Raw genomic sequence first — 22,078 nt, 5'->3', positions numbered from 1 at the left:
ATGAAAATGATTCTTCCAGTAATTATGGCCGGAGGCAGCGGAAGCCGATTGTGGCCACTTTCTCGTGCTGCTTATCCTAAGCAATTTTTGAAGCTCAATGGCGGCGGCACTATGCTACAAGAGACGGTTACACGTCTTCAGGGCATGGAAGTTGATGCGCCCATGGTCATTTGTAACGAAGAGCATCGTTTTCTTGCTGCGGAGCAGTTACGTCAAATCAAGCAGTTAAACAACAATATTATTTTAGAACCAGCCGGTCGAAATACTGCACCAGCCATAGCGTTAGCGGCGTTATGCGCGACCCGACAAGGTAATGACCCTTTACTTCTTGTACTCGCTGCGGACCACGTTATAAAAAATCAACAAGCGTTCCAAGTCGCGGTGCGACAAGCTATGTCGCATGCGCAATCTGGAAAGTTAGTTACATTCGGTATTGTGCCGACTGGCCCTGAGACCGGATATGGCTATATTGAGCGCGGTGCAAGTGAGTCTGAGGCCTTCCAAGTTGCTCGCTTTGTGGAAAAGCCCGACTTAGCAACGGCTGAAGAATATGTAAATAGTGGCGACTTCTACTGGAACAGTGGCATGTTTATGTTCCGAGCCTCCCGGTATTTAGAAGAGTTGAAAGCGCACCGTCCTGACATTTATGCCGCCTGTGAAAAAGCCATCGGCGACACGAGTGCAGATTTAGACTTTGTGCGAGTCGATAAAGACGCATTTATGGCCTGTCCTGAAGACTCGATTGACTATGCGGTAATGGAGAAAACCAAAGAAGCTGTTGTCGTTCCGCTTGATGCGGGATGGAGCGACGTGGGATCTTGGAGTTCTTTGTGGGATGTTTCCGACAAGGACACCCAGGGCAATGTACACCATGGCGATGTCATGGCGCACAATAGCCACAATAACTATGTATTTGCGGAAACTGGATTGGTTGCCACCGTCGGTGTGGACGACGTCGTGGTGGTACAAACGAAAGATGCAGTGTTGGTGACCAAGAAAGACCAAGTACAAGATGTGAAAAGAATAGTAGAAGAGCTAAAAGCGGCTGACCGCTCTGAATATAAACTGCACCGAGAAGTTTATCGCCCTTGGGGTAAATATGACTCTGTAGACGCTGGCGATCGTTATCAAGTGAAGCGAATTACCGTGAAACCGGGTGAGAAGCTGTCCATTCAAATGCACCATCACCGTGCTGAACACTGGGTGGTGGTGTCGGGTAGTGCGAATATCACGATTGACGATGAAACGAACCTTGTGACCGAGAATGAGTCGGTTTACATTCCAATTGGAGCTGTTCATTCACTGGAGAATCCTGGCAAAATTCCTCTGGAATTGATTGAAGTTCAAGTCGGCCCTTATCTAGGTGAAGATGATATTGTTCGGTTCGAGGATCGTTACGGACGAGTTTAGTCTTGAGGTGTTAGTTTGAGAATATTGAACATTAATCACCCGCGCTGCAAGGCGCGGGTTTCATTTCGCATTCAACAACCTCAGCGCACGGGCAAGCTTAGTGTGCGCATAGCGCAGATAAAAAATTAGGACAATTGGAATTACTCATGGAAAAGCTTACCTGTTTCAAAGCCTATGACATTCGTGGCCAACTCGGCACTGAATTGAATGAAGACATTGCTTACCGGATTGGCCGCGCCTACGGTGAGTATTTAAAGCCACAAACGATCGTGGTCGGCGGCGATGTTCGTTTGACTTCGGAAACGCTGAAGTTGGCACTTGCTAACGGATTACGCGATGCTGGCGTAGACGTGTTAGATATCGGCTTATCGGGTACAGAAGAAATCTATTTTGCGACTTTCCATTTGGGTGTCTGTGGTGGTATCGAAGTCACTGCAAGCCATAATCCGATGGATTATAACGGTATGAAACTTGTTCGCGAGGGTGCGCGTCCGATTAGTGGTGATACCGGATTGCGCGACGTACAGCGGTTAGCGGAAGAGAATAATTTTGGCCAAGCCGTTGCAAAGCGCGGAAGTTACACAGAAGTTTCGGTTCTGGATGAGTACATTGAGCATTTATTGGGTTACGTTGATTTAAACAACTTCGAGCAGCCAATGAAACTTGTCATCAACAGTGGCAACGGCGCAGCCGGTCATGTGGTAGATGCCATTGAAGCGCGTTTTCAGGCGCTTCATGTACCGATTGAATTGATTAAGATTCATAACGAGCCGGACGGTAATTTTCCAAACGGTATTCCCAATCCATTGTTACCTGAAAACCGCCAAGACACCATTGATGCTGTGCGAAAGCATAACGCAGACATGGGTATTGCCTTCGACGGCGACTTCGATCGCTGCTTCCTGTTTGATCATGAAGGCGGCTTTATCGAAGGGTATTACATTGTTGGCTTACTTGCTGAGGCATTTTTGCAGAAGAATGCTGGCGCCAAGATTATTCACGACCCGCGCTTAACTTGGAATACCATCGACTTAGTTGAGCAAGCAGGCGGTGTACCTATTATGTCGAAAACCGGCCATGCCTTTATTAAAGAGCGCATGCGCAAAGAAGACGCCGTGTACGGTGGTGAAATGAGTGCGCATCATTATTTTCGGGATTTTGCGTACTGTGATAGCGGCATGATTCCGTGGCTGTTAGTTGCCGAATTGGTTGCTGTAAAAGGGCAGCCCCTGAAGCAGCTTGTCGAGCAGCGAATGGCTGCGTATCCGTCGTCGGGTGAGATTAACAGCAAACTTGAAGATGCTCCTGCCGCGATTCAGCGGGTATTAGAAGAGTTCGAAGGCGAGGCGTTGCTGGTCGATCGCACTGATGGCATTAGTCTTGAGTTTCAGCATTGGCGCTTTAATTTGCGCAGTTCCAATACCGAACCGGTTGTGCGCTTGAATGTAGAAAGCCGTGGCGACACGGCGTTGATGCACGAGAAAACGACACAGATACTTGCCTTGTTACGTGCTTAGTTTTACGGATACCGAGTTTTATGGCAGAAAAACAAACGCTGGATGTCAACGATGAAGCCTTTCAACGCATACAACACTGGGTAGTGACGACTGAGTATGACCCAAATAGTACCTACTTGGATCAGCGGCTGCGGGATTGGTGGTATGCCGTTGGCGTTGAGCGCGATAGGCTGGCGAAATTGATTGATGCGAAAATTGTGGCCTCGGCACTTGCTGATCAAGCAATTTCATTCGATCTGGACGTCTCTAGCGAACGTCTAAGAATTTTTATAGATGAAGCTGAGTTGCCTGTGTGGCTTAAGAGAAAGGTTAAGTAGTTGTGGCAAAGATTAAGATTCATTTATTTGGTAAACATAGCCATCGGACGCCACTCAGCTATGCGGTTTATCAGCGCTTATTCTCGCCCTACGTCGAGTTTGTAGACGATATTAAAAACGCAGATGTGGTTGCATCGGGCACCTTTACCGATTTTCGTCGGAATGCGCGGGAATTAGCCGCACTGGAACATTCTCCTCGATTTTTGGTGCTTTCTGAGGAACCCTATTGGGACGTGTGCTGGGACCCCGTTTTTGAACATCGTCATGGCGATGTGAGCAAGGGCGACTCTACGGTTGTATTTCAGCGAGTGAATCACACGAACAGCTCCATTTATTCGTTCGTTAACCTGCCATATTACATTACGACGGATAATGAATTTTATGCGCGATATGCATGGTTCTTCAAACGTAATGCAACATTCAGGGCGAAAGACTGGCTTGCTCATTGGCAGCGGTGTCGCTATCGCGAGGCCTATTTAGTTGAGCGGCGACTCGAAGAGAAACATTTAGTCGACCGACCTGATTTAAGTATGTGGAGCTACTCTGTTTTACGAACACAGCTTGCTGAGCGGGTTTTCACTTTTGACAACTCGGGCGAAGGGCTTGTTGCTGGGTTTCGTTGGCGTGATGATGTTCGTCGCCAAAAGCTTCCGGACTGGCACCTTGATAAGATTCAAATGCTGGATGGGCAGGCGCAACTGATTAATGCGCTAGAAAATACGCATCAACGCGATTATGTGTCCGAGAAACTGTTTGATGGGTTTGCCCTGCAGGGGATCCCTATTTATTCAGCAGACAAAGATCATAGCCTATTCCGTTTATTACCGAACCCTGCTTGTATTAACCTGTTTGGTCACTCTTTTGAGCAGGCAGCTGAGGCGATCGATAACTTCGCAGTAGATTCTGAGTTTGCCGAGCAATACACGGAGAATCAGCAACAACTTGCGCTGCTTTTTAGTCAGCCGTGGCAACTTCATGAAGAACGCGCTCGCGTTGTGCGCGAAGTGGTTAACGTTCTCTATCAGCTTTAGTTTATTTGAGCTTGGCATCCAATAAGAAGAATAATGAATGAAGATATCGAACAAGCAATGGATTTATATCTCGACCGTTTTATTTTTACTCATACTTGGTACTTTGGCGGCAGTTTGGCTACATACGACGAAGAAGCAAGTCGATTTGACGGCGTTCACAATCGCAGTGCTGTCGGCGGTGATTTCGCTGGTTGCGTTGTTCGTCGCTTTGCAAACCTATATTTCAATTGATAGCGTAAACACCATTACAAAGATGGACGGTAACATACTCGATAATGAGCACTATGTAACCTGCATTCCAGAATTGATTGCGATGTACCGTCAAACCGAGGAAGCGGCACTGCGCGAAGCGATTCTTGGGCACATGACCAAAAACCTACGCGAGCATTCAAACACGGCAGTTAATTTTGCCGATACGTTGCAAAGCATGATCGATGTTTTGGTGTTGTTCCCCGCTATCGATCTAAAAGGGCAAACGCGAGACACCCGTTATGCCAAAGATATTGGTTGGATTATTAAGCGAATCAATGATCGTGCGGATGAACTACAGAGCATTAGTAAAGGCAATTCGATTCAAATCCGTGAAGCGGTCAAACTATTTACTTCCGTGTACGAATATCAGCGGGCGGTGGAAAGTCGCAGTCTACTCGAGCAAACAGGGCTGTTACAAATTCGCGCAACCATGCTGCGTAATCCGGTAAGTGCAACGGTATATCATAATTATTTGGGGCTGTATTATCGTAAGTGCGCAATGCGTATTATTGATATTGAAGACAAAGCTGATGTTGTGTCGTTGCAACGTTGGAGTGATATACGCGAGAATTTGCATGGTGGTGAACTGGAAAAGCTGCGACGTTATTTGTCGCATGCGGAGGATTCATTCGCGAAAGCACTGCAATTATCGCACGCCGATCCGATGTGGCGCGGTTATATTTTGTTTAACCAAGCGCGTGTGGAATTCATTCAGCGGATCTTCTTTAACGATGAAAATGCAAATCCTTTGCGCCGTATGGAAGCTGCAATTGACGCACGTGCGAACTTGAATGAACTTATTGATGAAATTCTTGTGCAACAAGAAGAGTTGTCAATTCTTCAACGCCATTATCTTTATCAAGAAGAATACGCCCGTCAGCTTTACGTCAACTACAGCTTAGTTTTGGGGCAAGCAGCATCGTATCGTGGCGAGCCAGTCGTCGCGGGTGACCAGTACATGGCATTAGTAGAGCCGCATGTAGCGAAGCTGCAAGACAAGAACCAACGTGGGTTGGCGCGGTTGCACGCGGGGTAATCAAGATTGTGCGAGTTTACTGAGGGGCAATGAAGAAAAAAGTACTCATCCACATCGGCTATGCGAAAACAGGGTCGTCCGCTGTGCAGGCATGGTTGCATGAAAACCGATGGCTACTTGCGGAAACCAATCGGATTTATCCGCTGCGCTCAATTGATGGTGATCATTTGATTTCCAGTGGTAACGGCCAAGTGTTGATCGATTACTTAGGCGGTAGGCGGACTTTCGATGAGGTTGATCGTTTGTACAAGTTTTCTGATCCCTCAACGATCACGTTAATTTCGAGTGAGCGGATTCGTTTAACACCAGACGCGATTGATAAAGTGCGTGCATTAGTGCAAGCATTTCAGCTGGATATTGAGTTTTTGGCGTATGTACGGGATCCTTTTTCATGGCTGCACTCTCGGTATTTACAACGCGTCAAACGACATAATTTCACCGGCGACTTTTTAAGCTTTCTGCAACGAACGAAGCGAATTTCGTTTATTACCGAGAGCTTCAATTTAAAGCACTCTGGGTTTACCTATAAACTTGTCAGTTATGATCAACATCAAGACAATGTATTGGCCCCATTTTGTGCATTTATCGGTGTTAACTGCGACGACTTTGTTCAGGTTGCGCGAGTCAACCGATCATTGACGCAAGAAGAGGCGAGCTTAGTTGCTTCTTTCGAACGTTTTTTAAAAGCGATTGAACACGAGGGCAAAGGACGTCAACTGGCGGACCAATTAGTGGCGAAACATGTGCCCATCGGACGGGCAATGACCGCAAAGTATTCGAAGCCAGAGGCGAAATTGGCCACACGGCGTTACCGCGAACAAATTGACAGGTTTAATCAGGATATTGGCCAAGACATCGGGATTCTGCTAAACACAAGCCCGGAAATTGCGCGCAAGAAAATAGACAATGCCGCCGTTTTCGCTGTGCTAAACGACGAGCGGTTTAAGTCTGCGTTCGATCAAGCGTTTGCTGATGATCTCGCGGTATTAAATCGCTGGTCTGACTTTGTCGCGTTTGTCGAAGCGTCAGATAATAAGGGACAGTAAAAGATGACAAAGAATTTTTTATTGGGCCTTGGTGCCATGAAATGCGGCACGACGTGGGTCCATGACTACCTTGCCGAGCACCCTCAGGCGAGTATGGGTTTTATTAAAGAGTTTCACGTCTTTGATACCTTGTATCTCGATGCAGATGTCTCGCCTCTGAAGGGTGAACTCAACACCCTTGCAGAAATCGCCGACACCGGGCAACTGAAGGGGGGCCGTCAGCGGGCGACACTGACCCGTTTGGCGATGGCGTCAAACCCGAATTTGTATGGTGCCTACTTTCAAAGTCTCGCTGCGGCGGAGCAGGTGCGCGTGGTCGGCGATATTACGCCGAGTTATAGTGGTTTGTCGGTGGACAACTTATTAGCGATTAAGCGTTTGCTGAAGCGTTACGGTTTTCGCCTGAAGCCACTTTATATCATGCGCGATCCGGTTGGCCGTTTAAAGTCGCACGCAGCGCATGTATCGCGTGGCAGCGAACCGCTGCGACCTGTTGACGAAATGCGTCGGATGGAAGATTTAATTGAACGAAACTCAGTGCAAGCGAAATCCAGTTATATTCGGACCCTGACGACGCTATTTGATGCCTTTAAGATGGAAAGGCTGGTCCTGGTTTTTGAAGATCTTTTTCGCGAAGAGTCATTGCGCCAACTCACTGACTACTTAGAGATTGATTATGTGCCGGCAGATTTTACTAGCCGTGCTAATGCGTCGTCGTCTAACTATGAGTTAACTGAGGCAGAGCGGGAACACTTCGCCCAGTATTTTGTCGACGACATTCGTGCAGCAATGATTTACTTTGGTAAAGATTATATTCGCAAGCACTGGCCCAGTGCGCAATTTGTTCAGTTCACGTGAGTACCGGCACGTTTGTATTCGGCTTTTTAAGCAGGTTAAAAATAGGCAGATGCCTTGTCGCTTCTGTGCCCTGATTTTGTTATTCTTGCTGACAAAATTCAACCCGTTCAACTTAAACGACGAGTAATTCCATGGACGTTAATGATCGTATGACCCATTTGAAAGCGCTCGAGAACGAGTCGATTCAGATTTTCCGCGAAGTGGCGGCTGAATTTGAAAACCCTGTGATGTTGTATTCTGTAGGGAAAGATTCGTCCGTGCTGTTGCACCTCGCGCGCAAAGCCTTCTATCCGGGGAAAATTCCATTTCCATTGATGCATGTGAACACCACCTGGAAGTTCCGCGAAATGATTGCGTTTCGTGATCGTATGGCCAAAGAAATGGGTTTTGAATTGATTGAATATATCAATCCAGAGGGCATTGAGCAGGGGATCGGCCCGTTTACCCATGGTTCGGCGAAGCATACCGACGTGATGAAGACGCAAGCGTTAAAGCAAGCATTGAATAAATATAAGTTTGATGCCGCGTTTGGTGGCGCCCGCCGCGACGAAGAAAAGTCGCGGGCGAAAGAGCGGGTTTATTCATTCCGTGATAAAAATCATCGTTGGGACCCGAAGAATCAACGTCCTGAGTTATGGAACATTTTTAACGGCAAAGTTGACAAGGGGGAGAGCATTCGTGTGTTTCCTTTGTCGAACTGGACCGAGCTCGATATTTGGCAGTACATCTATTTAGAAAATATCCAAATTCCTGACCTGTACCTAGCGAAAGAGCGTCCTGTGGTTGAGCGTGACGGTACCTTGATTATGGTTGACGATGAGCGCATGCCATTAGAGCCAGGTGAGACCCCGGAAATGCGATTGGTGCGATTCCGCACATTAGGTTGTTACCCGTTAACGGGCGCGGTGGAGTCTTCGGCGGCGACCTTGCCGGAAATTATTCAAGAAATGTTACTCACCAAGACATCTGAACGCCAAGGTCGGGTGATTGACCGCGATAGCGCTGGATCCATGGAGAAAAAGAAAATGGAAGGGTATTTCTAACATGAGTCATGCATCTCCTTTAATTGAACAAGACATTCTTGCCTATTTGAAACAGCATGAAAGTAAGCAGCTATTGCGCTTTATTACCTGCGGTAGCGTCGATGACGGTAAAAGTACCCTGATCGGCCGTTTATTGCATGACAGTAAAATGATTTTTGAAGATCAGCTGGCGGCCATTACCGAAGACTCGAAAAAGTCTGGAACCCAAGGTGACGAAGTGGACTTGGCGTTGCTTGTCGACGGCTTACAGTCTGAGCGAGAACAGGGCATCACCATTGATGTTGCGTATCGTTATTTCTCGACGGACAAACGCAAATTTATCATTGCCGATACCCCGGGACACGAGCAATACACGCGTAACATGGCGACCGGTGCGTCGACCTGTGACCTTGCGATTATTCTTGTCGATGCGCGGCACGGCGTACAAGTACAAACCCGTCGCCATAGCTTTATTTGTTCACTGCTCGGCATTAAGCACGTCATTGTCGCGGTGAACAAAATGGATCTGGTCGATTATTCGCAAGAGCGCTACAAAGAAATTCAAACTGAATACTTAGAGCTTGCGGGTGCATTGGATATTCCTGATATTCGCTTCGTGCCTATTTCTGCCTTGCGCGGTGACAATGTGGTGAATCCGTCGGAGCATTTGAGCTGGTTCCGTGGTTCGACCCTGATGGAATATTTAGAAAACATTGAAGTTGCTGCCGACACGGACAATCAAGATTTTCGTTTTCCGGTGCAATTAGTCTCGCGTCCAAATTCGGATTTTCGTGGCTTCCAAGGCACGATTGCGTCTGGCGCAATTCGTGTTGGCGACACGGTTCGGGTATTGCCGTCGGGGACGATTACCACGGTAAAATCAATTGTCACTTTTGACGGCGAGCTAGACGAAGCGCGTGCACCGATGGCGGTGACATTAACCTTGAGTGATGAAGTGGATGTGTCGCGCGGCAATATGATTGTCCGCAAAGACGAGCTGCCGCATGTTTCGTCGCGTCTGCGGGCGAAAATGGTGTGGATGCATGAAAAAGCGATGGAGCCCCATCGTGAGTACTATTTAAAATTCACTTGTAAGCTGACTTCAGGTGAAATTGAAAAGGTTCACCATCGTATTGATGTGAATACGCTCGAGGAAGTGGACGCCGGCAAGTTAGAATTGAATGAGATTGGCTTGGTGGATGTGAAGGTGAATGAGCCGGTTGCATTCGATGCTTACCAAGTGAACAAGCAAACCGGTGGCTTCATTGTCATTGACCGCTTGACCAATGTGACTGTGGGTGCTGGCATGATTGACCAAGCCTTGAAGTCTCACGAAGTTGCGGCGGAAAAGCATGACTACAGTGAGTTCGAAATTGAACTCAATGCACTGGTTCGCAAGCACTTCCCGCATTGGGGTGCAAAGGACTTATTGAAATCTTAGTTCGTTTTTTCAAAAAGGGATCCGAGTATGACGCTGCCAATGATTGCGTTGTTAGGCTTGCTGGTATTGATGGTGGTGGCATTGATTCGTCACCAAGAGCGAGCGACGGCGATTTTTGGTGGCGCCATGTTGGTCACCATTGCGGTAGGTTGGGTGTCAACCGAGACGATGTTGCGAAATGCGTCGAACTCGGGACTGATGACACTGGTCATGCTCGTGTTGATCTCGATTGCTTTAGAAAAAACTTCGGTTTTACGTCGAATTTCAAGTGCACTGTTTAGCCCATCGGTCGCCGGATCAACCTGGCGAGTCATGGGCTTTTCTGCATTAGCCTCCTCGGTTTTAAACAACACGGCAGTTGTTGCTGCGTTACTGAATGCGGTGCGTTCAAATAAGTTTGTGGCGCCGACCAAACTGCTCATTCCTTTGTCTTACGCGGCGATTATGGGCGGCACATTGACTCTGATTGGCACGTCAACGAACTTGATTGTCAATTCGATGTTTACTGAAACGGGTCATGCGGGCTTTCGATTCTTTGATTTTACGTTGGTAGGGTTAGGTGTTTTAGCGGGCGGCATGCTGGTGTTGTTTGTCATGACTTGGTTTCTGCCGTCCGTGGCCACGGAAAAGAGTACCGTTAACGAATACTTTGTCGAGGCAGAAATTACAGCGGACTCCCCCCTGATCGGTAAGTCGGTGGAAGCGGCTGGTTTACGTCATCTCGACGACTTGTTTTTGGCCGAAATTATTCGTGAGCAAGTCATCATTCGGCCGGTAGCCCGTTATGACGTGCTGCAAGCGGGCGACAAACTGGTGTTTTCCGGTAACGTCGAGAAAGTGATGGTGCTGAAGCAGTTTCCCGGCTTGATACTGTTTGCTGACGAAAATGGCTTAGCGACGCAGTCGTTGACCGAAGTGATTGTGAAAGAAGATTCGGTGCTCGTGGGCCGAACATTAAAATCGACTGGTTTTCGCGCGCGTTTCGACGCCGCCGTGGTTGCATTGCGGCGAGATGGTGCACGAATTAGTGGCAAGCTCGGTGAAGTACGTCTGCAACCTGGTGACTTCCTCTTGCTAGCGACGGGCCCTGACTTCGCAGCGCGTCCAAACATCGCCAAGAACTTCTATGTGCTCAGTGGCGTAACGCCCGACGACATGCTCGCAGGCTGGCGCGAGAAACTGACCATCTGGGGTTTTCTCGGCATGATCACAGCAACTGTCGCGACCGGTGCGTCATTATTTGTCGGAAGTTTGTTTTTACTCGGCGCGTTGTTGTTTACCGGTTGCCTGACCGTGAACGAAATTAAACGCCGTTTCCCAGTCGAGATTTGGCTGATTGTAACCAGCGCCTTGTGCATCGCTTCAGCGATGGCGAGCACAGGAATGGCGGACTGGATAAGCACCTTTGCGGGCACGTCATTGAGCGGTCATGCGCCGATTGTGACCTTTATTGGCATTTTCTTACTCACCTACTTGCTCACTGAGTTGATTACCAATAACGCAGCCGCGGCATTGATGTTTCCTATCGCCTATAGCTTGTCACTCGGTATGGGCGTTGACCCCTTCCCGATGGTGATGGGAGTGGCCTTTGCCGCTTCAGCGAGCTTCTTAACCCCTTACGGCTATCAAACCAACCTGATGGTGTTCAACGCCAGCAGCTACCAACTCAAGCACTTCCTGCTCACCGGTGTGCCAGTCGCCATCACCTATATCAGCTTGTGTATACTCTTAATCCCCCGCGTTTTCCCGTTTTAACCTTCACTCTCCCTACCAAAAATAGCTTCCCCTTTAAAATCAATACGCTACCATTCCGGCTCGGAGCCGCAATTTTTTTCACTCCGGCTCCGACCCCGAATGCCAGACCCAGAGTGCCGTTCGAAAACGATAAGTTGAATGCGTGGTTTGAAATTTGAAGTTGCAAATGTTAACTTTCTGTAAAGTTCAAGTCACTTTGAGAGAATGGAATAATGATTCGTCATATTAAGGGTACCTCACGGAAGACTACTGTCGCACTTTTGTCGACGTTCTTCTCACTTTCTGCTTTCGCCCAAGAAGTTGATATTCCCCACCAATTCAGCCCCAGCACCCCAGCAAAAGCAGAGGAGGTGAATGAGAACTTCGCGTTTTTAGGTTCTCGACTTGCTGAAGTGCTTGAACGGTTTGAGGCAAGTCCTGCAGATAACCATGTTTTTCAAAAATATGTGAATTGTGCTGAGAATCCTTATGGATTGCGTGATGCGTATGCAGAAGGTCTAGAGTACACATTTATTTCATTAGTTATCGAAGGCGCTTGTTACGGAAATTTTAAAGCTGGTGTTGGGGCTAAACGAGGTCAACATATTCAGCTAACCGGCGTAGCCGCAACAGGTGAGAGTAATCCACGCATTATCCCTGAGCCAATTTCCCAACGAACTAACTTGTTTTCGGTTGATGGCGGCTTATATTTGTATCGACTTCAGTTAGAAATGGGTGAGAATGATAGCAACGGTGTTTTCTTTGCAAATAATGCAACTGGCATCCTACAAACAGTTACTATAAGTGGACGTGGGATTAGTGCAGGAATAAGAGCAACCGAAGGAGCTTCAGTCCGAGTGGTCGCAACTAATATTGATAATTTTGATTTTGGTATTTCGGGTATTAATGCGGCCAATTTTCAAATTAGTGATGTGCTCATTACATCCGTTAATACTGGGATCGATTTAAATAATTCAACAGTTCAACAAAACGGTGATGTTGAAGTTCATGCTGCGCAGTTCGCTGCAATGATCAATACATCGAGTTGGAACAACTGGGACTCGCAGCTTATGACTTTGGGTCAAGGATCGATACATTTGAATCGCGGAAGTACATATTCAGCACGCTATCTCGTTAATCAATCACATATTAGCATCAATGCAAGTAATGTAATTGTCAGCGAACACATTACCGCAAATAGTTTAAGTGCGAATCGCCAAAGCTTTTTAGAGTTAGGTGGCGGAACCATTGCAGCAAAGCTTGATGTGGGAAGAAACGCCACTGTTGATTTAAATAATGTAACTACCAATGACGTTGCAATTTCAGACTATGCTACGCTGCGGAGCAGAGATTCGACGTACCAAGGTAATTTACAAGTGAATAGTGCCAGCGCTTCATTTGAAGGTTCGGTGTCGATAGATCTCTCACGTGTTCGATGTACTGGATTTTCGCATATTGATATGCAGTCGGTCGATTGGTTAAATGACCATCCCGAAACTCGATGTTTGACTTCAACGGACGTTTATCGACTTTATGATGTATTCCGCGACGCACTTATCAACTAAAGTTTTTACAAAAACAGGTACCATATGAAAAAAATTCAAATGCTAAAGATTGTTGCGGTTAGCGGCATCTTGTCTTGGCCAATTTTCGCCCAAGAAGTTGATGTTCCCCACCAATTCAGCCCCGGCACCCCAGCAAAAGCAGAGGAGGTGAATGAAAACTTCAGCTTTTTGGCTGCCGAAATTGCTGATTTGATGAAGCGCTTTGATGAGAGTACGGCTGGTAAAGCTCGTTTTGCTAAGCATGCCAATTGTCATGAAAATCCGTATGCATTGCGCGATGCGCTTTGGGAAGGCGTCAATTTTGACGATGTTCGGATTAGCCTCGAGGGTGAATGCTACGGGAGTTTTTGGCAGGATGCGACGGAGTTTCGTCGAGGCCAGAATATATGGCTACTTGGTATCGGCCCAGCGCCTGAAAATCGTGCGAGCATTGTGCCTCACCCTGATACAAATCGTGTTAGTTTGCAGGGCACCGATGATAATCTGTTCTTGTCGCGTTTGAATATTTACTTGGGCGATGCGGATGTCCATGGCGTTTACTATAACAATAATGCCAAAGGTGGGCTGTCTGACGTCACGTTCTTTGGTAAGGGCAGCGGAACCGGTGTTGTCGCTCGTGAGGGTGCGACAGTTGGAATGAATGCACTCGAAATAGTTAATTTTGAAACGGGCATCTTAGCTTTAAATGGCGCGAGTATTGTGACTTGGAGGGATGTCGCAATTCGGCAGGTTCAAATGGGTGTTGATTTGGGCTTTTCGACTTTTCAGCAAGCGGGCCATGTTTATATCGAAGCCAGCCAATTTTCAACAATGGTAAGTTCTTCCCATTGGAATGTTTGGGAACATGAACTAGAGACCGTGGGCGACGGCTCCGTCCATTTAATTAACAATAGCACGATGACGGCCTATCAATTATCGAATCAAACAAACGTTAATATTGATGCCAGTAAGTTAATCATCAGGCAGCCTACGACTCTTCATTCCGTTAGTGCGGGTCGTGGAAGTCTTGTTGAACTTAATGGTGGAACAGTGACTGAAACTTTTCGGCTGTCCCGACATTCGATTGCTGATGTGCGGCAAGTGACGATAGGCGAGATGGATATTCGTGATCAATCGAGTCTGAATGCCAGTGAAACGCAGTTCATTGGGCGTTTAAATGCGAGTAATGGGAATGCTCAAATAGACAGCAATAGTGTTGTCGATTTATCGCGATTAAGTTGCTCAGGAATCTCACAAGTTAACATCTCGAATATAAACTTGTTGCGTGATCATCCAGAGACACGCTGCATGGGCGGAGAAGACATAAATATTCTTTATCAATTGGTTCGTGACGCGGTGTTAAACGAATGAAAAACAAAAATTTTATATTAACCTCAGTGCTCCTCGTCATTGGTGTTGCGAGCGTTTTCCGAGTGAGTGCGGAGACGTTAGTTTGGAACGAGTCCAATTGGAACCAAGCGCAATGGTCAACACCGGTAGTACTGCGCGTGAATCGAACTGGCTCTGGCGAGGGGTTAGTACTCGGCAATGGCATTGACTGCGGTGCAGCTTGTGAAGTCGAGTTGGACTCTGGAACCTTGGTAGAGTTGGACGCCCATGCTGATGTCGGTTCCTATTTTATCGGTTGGAGTCATGCGACATGTTCGGTCGCAGAAAGTTGCCAGTTTCGTATTATGCAGTCAAGTGAGTTGAGTGCGGACTTCATTGCGCTGAGTACGAGTGATCCCGAGCCAATAGATGTTCCCGTTTACCAAGATGCCCAAGATGGTCGCTATGCTGAGTCTGCACCTATCGCAATTCGTGGAATCAATGGCCCGGTCGTTGTCACTGTGAATAACGGTGAGATCTCGTTGAATTGTACAGGCGAATATATCAGCGGTGAAGTGCTCTTATACCCTGGCGATACAATCTGCGTACGTCATTTTGTTGACGGCAATCCAGGTCAAACGATCCGTACAACATTGACGATTGGCAACTATAGCTTTGAGTTTGTCAGTGTCGTTGAGCGAGCAACTCAGCGTCGTCGCAATACTCTATTAAACTTGATTATCTTGTTGGAGCAATAGCCCTAAACGTTATTAGTGTCTTTATTGTCAAAGCTTTGTTATATTTCGGCATCCGCTGTTTAAAAATTAAACAGCGCAGCCGCGCATAACGAAGACGTTTCAATGTGCGCTTTACAAAGGAAGTAGCGCATGAATGCACGCACCCTGGTGGCTTTGTTTTTCGTCTTCTTTTCTGTTTCTTCGCAGGCCAATCAATATGAGGTATCTGGCGTAACTGGCGAATTATCAAACCTTAACGGAATCTACTCGCAGTTCTCAACGTTGAATGGAAAGCCTGTCTACACGAAGAACGACATTTACTTCATGCCGCTCGCTTACCTCTATTTTCATAGTCCCGATTCAGAATCCGGTGAGTGGCGCTTCGCCAGAAGCTTGACTGAGATCCCTCTAGCTACTAACCAAAGTCAATCTGAAATACCGCCGGAAACCGGCTGGATATCCTTCCTTCCCGCTTTAAACAACTTTCAACTAACTCGTCATGTGCCAAGGATTACTTTTTCCCGGACAATCTGGATAGAATCCGCCTCTAACGACGGGACATTCCCACAAATTTCGCGCGTAACCCACAATAACGCACTCGGGTATAAATTTAATGGCAGCGTGGGCGAAGACTTTATCGATACTGGTCGAGTGACAGTCACAAACCTCCCCGATGGTCTGACTGCTAAAGTAATCTATCAAAGCGAAACTGAGCTTGAAGTCTATTTTGAGGGGAACGCTGTATTTTCGGCACGCGCAAATTCTGTCGACGACGTCACGTTTGTTTTCAATGATTCTGCGTTTACTGGGCCTTTGGGAACAGTTCCAGATGAGACCCTTGGTGCAGTCAGGAGTGATATCACACTACAATTCCGGGATGAAATTAACGTTGGCGATGAAGGTGATTATGGAACAATTGCCGCAGCGGTGAGTGCCGCGCAAGATTTCGATATTATTCGAGTGGCTGCGGGTATCTATACAGAAAAGGATATTGTTATTAGCAAGAACCTGTCGATCATTGGTGCTGGAGCAGGGCAAACGATCGTGCAGGCGGCTGAAACCCCAGGAACCGCAGGTATCACAGCGCCCGGCGGTGGGATACCGCTTGCGCCGACGGGACGTGTATTTAGGGTGTTTTTTAATCTGACGGATGTCCTATTTTCTGATTTAACCATTCGGCACGGTCATCTCCGAGGACAAGGACTGAATGGCGCGGGAATATTAGCCAACAGTTTTTTCACGCTTCGTAACTGCCATATTACGTTGAATAAAGCTGAAGGAACTTCCAGCTCTTTTGGTGCAGGCGTGTATGCTGAAAACGGTCTTCGGCTCGAGAATTGTCTTATCGACGAGAATGAATTGAATCTATCTACCGCGGTCACGTCTGGAGGCGCTGGACTTTATGTTGGCGGCTCATCAACGATCGTGAACTCGACTTTTACAGCGAATCATCTTACCTCTCAAAATAGTGGCTCGGCGGATATGCGTGGTGGTGCTCTTTTGTCACAAACCTCTGCAAGTGTGCGAATTATTAACTCGACGATCGTGGGTAATAGCTCCGTTGGCGAAGGTGGCGGCATTGTGTTTAATCAGTCAAATAGCGCTGCAAATTACGAAATTATTAATAGCGTTATTACCGACAATGAATCGATTCTGGCGATCGATGGACAGGATGTTTATGTCAATGCGGGTGATGGGACTGTCTATGTCCGGCATTCGATTATTGATTTAGTTGACTCATCAGGCTCCGCGCCGTTTGTACTCGAGAACACTATGAATGTGCCCCCACTGCTTGATGTGTTAGACAATTACGGCGGCAACACGAATGGCTTTCAGCTTTTGTCTGGCAGTCCAGCTATTGGGGCTGGCGTCATAACTAATGGTGTTCCGGATCTCGATCAGCGTGGCTTTAGCCGGTCAGGCAATCCAGATATTGGTGCTTTTCAATATGATGGCACGCTTCCTGTGTATGTGACTTATTTCGCCAATGGCGGCAGTGGCAGTGTTCCGGAGCTTGGCCATAGTTTGTCGAGCGGTAAAGCCTTCACGGTAAGCAATGGCGACGGGTTAGCTTTGCAGGATTTAAATTTCGATGGCTGGAACAGCTCTCCGGATGGTTCGGGTGTGAAGTACGTGCCGGGACAAATTGTCATCGCAGACATAGCCGATATCAACTTATACGCGCAATGGCTGCCGGATGTGTTGCATTACACGTTGACTTACGTGGCGGGTACTGGTGGTTTTATTGACGGTGACGCTTCGCAGACCGTAATTGAGGGGGACAGTGGATCAGCGGTCACTGCAATTGCGGATACGGGTTATTCGTTCGTTGATTGGAGTGACGGGGTGACCAGTGCGACTCGTCAGGATATGGATGTTTTTTCTAATTTGTCGGTAACTGCTAACTTTGCGTTAAGTGAATACACAGTCACATTTCTCGTTAATGGTGTTCAATTTGATCAGCAAACCGTTCAGCACGGCAGCGGTGCAGTTGATCCCGGTGTGCCGACGGTAACGGGCTATGATTTCATCGATTGGGATGTTGATTTTAGCGATGTTACGAGCGACTTAACGGTAAATGCTATTTTGCTGATCAAGACCTATCCGGTCAATTTCTATGATCATGAAAATAATCTAATTGTAACCGTTTATGTTGAACATGGTAGCAGTGCACCAGCGCCGATTGCACCTGCTCGCGATGGTTATACGTTTACGGGCTGGAGTGTCGACCTTGCCTCAGTCACCTCATCTTTAGATGCGATTGCACAGTACGACATCAACACCTTCTCCGTTCGGTTCTTGGATTGGGATGCCTCGGTGTTGTCGACGGAAACTGTGAACTGGAACGAAGCCGCAACCGCGCCTGCGGATCCGACACGTGATGGCCACACCTTCACGAGTTGGGATGTTGGGTTTGCAGCTGTGACTTCGGATTTAGATGTCACTGCACAATACGACATCAACACCTTTACCGTTCGGTTCTTGGATTGGGATGGCTCGGTACTGACAACGCAGGCAGTTAATTGGAATGAAGCGGCAACAGCGCCGGCGGTTCCAGAGCGTGATGGCCACACCTTCACCGGTTGGGATGTTGGGTTCACGACGATCACTTCGGATCTCGATGTCACCGCGCAGTACGACATCAACACCTTTACCGTTCGGTTCCTCGATTGGGATGGTTCGGTGTTGTCGACACAGACGGTGAATTGGAATACTGAGGCAACAGCGCCGGCGGTTCCAGAGCGTGATGGCCATACCTTCAACGGTTGGGATGTTAGTTTCACTACGGTTACGTCAGATCTCGATGTGACCGCGCAGTACGACATCAACACTTTCACCGTGCGGTTCCTAGATTGGGATGATAGCGTCCTCACAACTGAAACCGTGAACTGGAACGAAGGAGCAACGGCTCCAGTAGATCCAGAGCGTGAGGGTTATACCTTCACTGGTTGGAGCGCGGCGTTTGATGTGATTACAGTAAACTTGGACGTGACTGCAAAGTATGAAATAAATTATTACACCGTTACAGTCAACGTGATTGGTCCGGGGTTACCTATTCCAAGTCTGTTTATGGTGGCACATGGTGAACAGATTGAATTTTTGGTAGAGCCTCAACCGCAGGCGCAACTTGTCAGTGCCCTCGGGTGTGACGGTGCTGTAGATGATGACAACATGTATCGCACTGCGGGTATTGTCAATGACTGTGAAATTATTCTGGAATTCGAAGCAACGCCGAGAGAGTTAAAACGAAGAAGATCATTATTGTTGATTATTGAAGCTATCCGCCGAACTGAAAACCAACTCTAAGGCCATATTGACTGAAGCAAATAATGACTTGCAGCGGTAATTCTAGCCTATCGTTTTTATACAGTTTTTGAAACGATGTTTAAATTATGTTATTTTGGTCATTCGTTTACCACTCTCGCACAGTCATTCAGTTAAGCAGTCGTTTGCATGTGCATTTATTACAAGGACGTTGCCCATGAATGCGCGCGCTATCTTTAGTTTAATTATTCTTTTCTTTTTGCTTCACACTCATACTCAGGCGAGTGAATACGTTGAGTATGAGGTGTCAGGTGTCCTCTTACCAAGCTTCAACGGCATATACACCGAAGCGGGTACGCATCAAGATCGACCTTATTATATTAAAATAACGGATACTGAAGATTCTTATTATGTTCGCTATCTTTTCTATGGAAGACTTGGATGGTCGATGAGCTATAACTTAAATACTCCCGTTGAAGAAGCTTTCAACCCTAGCAATGCACAAACGCCACCAGAAACCGGATGGGTCTACGTAGATGACTGGTATAGCGACGAAGACGAACATGATATTCGAGTTGTCCCCGCTGGACCTCGGGTATCTTTCTCAACTAAAGATTTTTTGGAGTCGTTCGAGAACGCTGGGTCTTTCGAACAATCCGCTCGGATTACAATCGTTAACCAAGATATTCAATTCTTCGCAGGCAATGTTGGAGATGACTTCATCGATTTTGGATACGCTATCATTGATAACCTACCCGACGGACTCACCGCAAAATTAATTAAGCAAGGTGATGTTGAACTTGAGTTGTTTTTCGTAGGTCAAGCCAATGCCGCTAAGCGGGGAGATAACGTTGAAGTTAGTTTGTCCTTTCAGGATGCGGCCTTTGAGAATGGCTCTGCGGAGGATATGCGCAATGCATTGTCAAACGATTTGTCACTCAGATTCCGTGATGAACTTTGGGTAGGCTCTGGTCACGATTATTCAACGATTACGGCTGCAATAGCTGCTGCGAATTCCGACGATATTATTCGAGTGGAGGCAGGGACATATACGGAAAAAGACATTGTTATTGACAAGAACCTGTCAATTATTGGAGCGGGGGTCGGATTAACGATCGTTCAAGCCGCAGCTGAGCCAAACGTTGCGAATGGACGAGTTTTTAATATACCGGCGATGCTAACTGACGTATTGCTCTCCGATATGACGATTCGTCATGGTAGCCTTTCCGGCGATATGTCCTATGGCGGAGCGGTTCGAGCTGAAAGTCCGATTACCATGCGAAATTGTGAGGTTCACAACAATCAAGTTGACGGCTTGTCTCCCGGTACCGCTTCAGGTGGCGGAATTTATGCGAGAAGTGGTTTGGTTCTAGATAGCTGTACAATCTGGAATAATCGCGTTGTAACAGGCCCGAATTGGCGATTCATCGGTGGTGGTGGTATCCACAGCTGGGCAGGAGCAACAATTGTAAATTCAACCTTCTACAACAACAGAGTTGATTTAGTAGATGCCGTAGGGTGGTCTAATCCGCACGTAGCAGGCGGCGGTATTTTAATTGATAGCGTACACAACCCATCTGATTTTGGTATTTTCAATTCCACGTTTGTGGGAAACACATTACATGGAGAAGGGACACAAGGCGCAGGAATTGCTCTTTATGCAGTTTTCGAACGAGATATGCCCGTGGAGCTTGTTAATAATGTTGTTGATGGGAACTTTACACAGGGGGCGCGTGATGAATTCTTCCTTCATGAATCAGTTCAGGCACAGCTCAATGTGCGTCACTCAATAATTAGAGATTTGCCTGAAGACAACCGCATAAATCCAATTAATGTCATGGATGTAAGCCCAGGAACTTTTGACTTTTACAACGACTACGGCGGTAACGTTTGGGTGGTAGCGTGGTCTCAAGGAAGCCCTACCAACGGTGCTGGGTTAATCATGGATGGGGTGCCTGATTTAGATCAACGCGGTTATAGCCGCTCAGGCAGTCCGGATATTGGATCTTTTCAACATGATGGGACACCACCGGTGTATGTGACCTATTACGCGAATGGAGCTAGCGGCATTGTTCCAGAGCTTGGTCATAGTTTATCGACGAACAAGTCTTTTGTTGTCGGAAACGCCAATGAACTAGCGTTGGCTAATCATAACTTCACAAGTTGGAATACTTCACAAGATGGCACTGGGCTGGACTATGAGCCTGGCGAAGCAGTGACCACTGGCACGGAGGATATTCATTTATACGCGCAATGGCTTGCTGAGTATACATTGACCTATACCGCAGGGCCTGGCGGTCGAATTGTCGGCAACCAAACGCAGATAATTAATGAGGGCGCAAGTGGTACCGAAGTCGCTGCAATTGCCGATACTGGGTATTCATTCGTTGATTGGAGCGACGGATTGACGAGTCCAGCGCGTCTTGACACGAATGTTTCTGCTGACTTGTCAGTGACTGCGAATTTCGCGATTAACGAATATACCGTGACTTTTTTCGTTAACGGTGAAGAGTTTGACCAACAACAGGTTGAACACGGTAGTGCTGCACTTGACCCGGGTACACCAAGTGTGACGGGCTATAGTTTCGTCGACTGGGACACTGATTTCAGCGCTATTACTAGCGATTTAACGATAAACGCGATTCTGGTTATCAATACTTACACGGTTCGATTCTTAGACTGGAATGGGGGCGTGTTATTAACGCAGACGGTAAGATGGAATTCGCCAGCTAAACCTCCTGAATCACCGACGCGCGAGGGATACACGTTTAGTGGTTGGGATGTTGACTTTGCTACAGTGACTTCAGATTTAGATGTCACCGCGCAGTACGACATCAACACCTTCACCGTCCGGTTCTTGGATTGGGATGACAGCGTCATCGCAACCGAAACCGTAAATTGGAACGAAGGAGCAACTGCTCCAGCAGATCCAGAGCGTGAGGGTTATACCTTCACCGGTTGGAGCGTTGCGTTTGATGTGATTACGGCAAACCTCGATGTCACCGCGCAGTACGATATTAACACCTTCACCGTCCGGTT

Annotated in this window: 14 protein-coding genes and 1 pseudogene; all 15 read left to right on the top strand. The window is 47.3% G+C overall.

From position 1 onward, the window contains the following. Positions 1–6: 6 nt before the first annotated feature. Positions 7–1,410, top strand: a complete 1,404-nt coding sequence (locus LAT77_RS10490; RefSeq protein ID WP_290564516.1) for a mannose-1-phosphate guanylyltransferase/mannose-6-phosphate isomerase — start codon at positions 7–9, stop codon at positions 1,408–1,410. 146 nt (positions 1,411–1,556) lie between these two features. Further along, a complete protein-coding gene (cpsG, locus tag LAT77_RS10485; RefSeq protein ID WP_290564515.1) occupies positions 1,557–2,927 on the top strand; it encodes a phosphomannomutase CpsG in 1,371 nt (456 codons plus the stop codon). 20 nt (positions 2,928–2,947) lie between these two features. After that, a complete protein-coding gene (locus LAT77_RS10480; protein WP_290564514.1) occupies positions 2,948–3,244 on the top strand; it encodes a hypothetical protein in 297 nt (98 codons plus the stop codon). Between the two features lie 2 nt (positions 3,245–3,246). Beyond that, positions 3,247–4,275, top strand: a complete 1,029-nt coding sequence (locus LAT77_RS10475; protein ID WP_290564513.1) for a glycosyltransferase family 10 — start codon at positions 3,247–3,249, stop codon at positions 4,273–4,275. A 37-nt stretch (positions 4,276–4,312) separates the two neighbouring features. After that, the gene (locus tag LAT77_RS10470) at positions 4,313–5,563 is read left to right on the top strand and encodes a hypothetical protein (RefSeq protein WP_290564512.1); all 1,251 of its coding nucleotides are present in this window, start codon (positions 4,313–4,315) and stop codon (positions 5,561–5,563) included. A gap of 29 nt (positions 5,564–5,592) precedes the next feature. Continuing rightward, positions 5,593–6,609 (top strand): hypothetical protein, encoded by a 1,017-nt coding sequence (locus LAT77_RS10465; protein ID WP_290564511.1) that lies wholly within the window; start codon positions 5,593–5,595, stop codon positions 6,607–6,609. Between the two features lie 3 nt (positions 6,610–6,612). Continuing rightward, a complete protein-coding gene (locus tag LAT77_RS10460; protein ID WP_290564510.1) occupies positions 6,613–7,467 on the top strand; it encodes a sulfotransferase in 855 nt (284 codons plus the stop codon). 131 nt (positions 7,468–7,598) lie between these two features. Next, on the top strand, positions 7,599–8,510 hold the full coding sequence (cysD, locus tag LAT77_RS10455; RefSeq protein WP_290564509.1) for a sulfate adenylyltransferase subunit CysD: 912 nt from the start codon (positions 7,599–7,601) through the stop codon (positions 8,508–8,510). Position 8,511: 1 nt separating this feature from the next. Further along, positions 8,512–9,930, top strand: a complete 1,419-nt coding sequence (gene cysN, locus LAT77_RS10450) for a sulfate adenylyltransferase subunit CysN (RefSeq protein WP_290564508.1) — start codon at positions 8,512–8,514, stop codon at positions 9,928–9,930. Positions 9,931–9,954: 24 nt separating this feature from the next. Then, positions 9,955–11,685, top strand: a pseudogene (locus LAT77_RS10445) (SLC13 family permease); the annotation flags it as partial. 212 nt (positions 11,686–11,897) lie between these two features. Continuing rightward, on the top strand, positions 11,898–13,229 hold the full coding sequence (locus LAT77_RS10440; RefSeq protein ID WP_290564506.1) for a hypothetical protein: 1,332 nt from the start codon (positions 11,898–11,900) through the stop codon (positions 13,227–13,229). Between the two features lie 24 nt (positions 13,230–13,253). Further along, positions 13,254–14,579 (top strand): hypothetical protein, encoded by a 1,326-nt coding sequence (locus LAT77_RS10435; protein ID WP_290564505.1) that lies wholly within the window; start codon positions 13,254–13,256, stop codon positions 14,577–14,579. Then, positions 14,576–15,295: a hypothetical protein gene (locus tag LAT77_RS10430; RefSeq protein WP_290564504.1), complete on the top strand. Its 720-nt coding sequence runs from the start codon at positions 14,576–14,578 to the stop codon at positions 15,293–15,295. Before LAT77_RS10435 ends, LAT77_RS10430 begins: the two co-directional genes overlap by 4 nt. A gap of 129 nt (positions 15,296–15,424) precedes the next feature. Further along, on the top strand, positions 15,425–19,081 hold the full coding sequence (locus LAT77_RS10425; RefSeq protein ID WP_290564503.1) for an InlB B-repeat-containing protein: 3,657 nt from the start codon (positions 15,425–15,427) through the stop codon (positions 19,079–19,081). Positions 19,082–19,256: 175 nt separating this feature from the next. Beyond that, positions 19,257–22,078 (top strand): InlB B-repeat-containing protein (locus tag LAT77_RS10420; RefSeq protein WP_290564502.1); only part of this gene is annotated, 2,822 nt, incomplete at its 3' end.

The organism is Aliidiomarina sp. (assembly GCF_022565475.1).
GTDB lineage: Bacteria > Pseudomonadota > Gammaproteobacteria > Enterobacterales > Alteromonadaceae > Aliidiomarina.
This window is presented reverse-complemented; position numbering and strand designations above follow the sequence as displayed.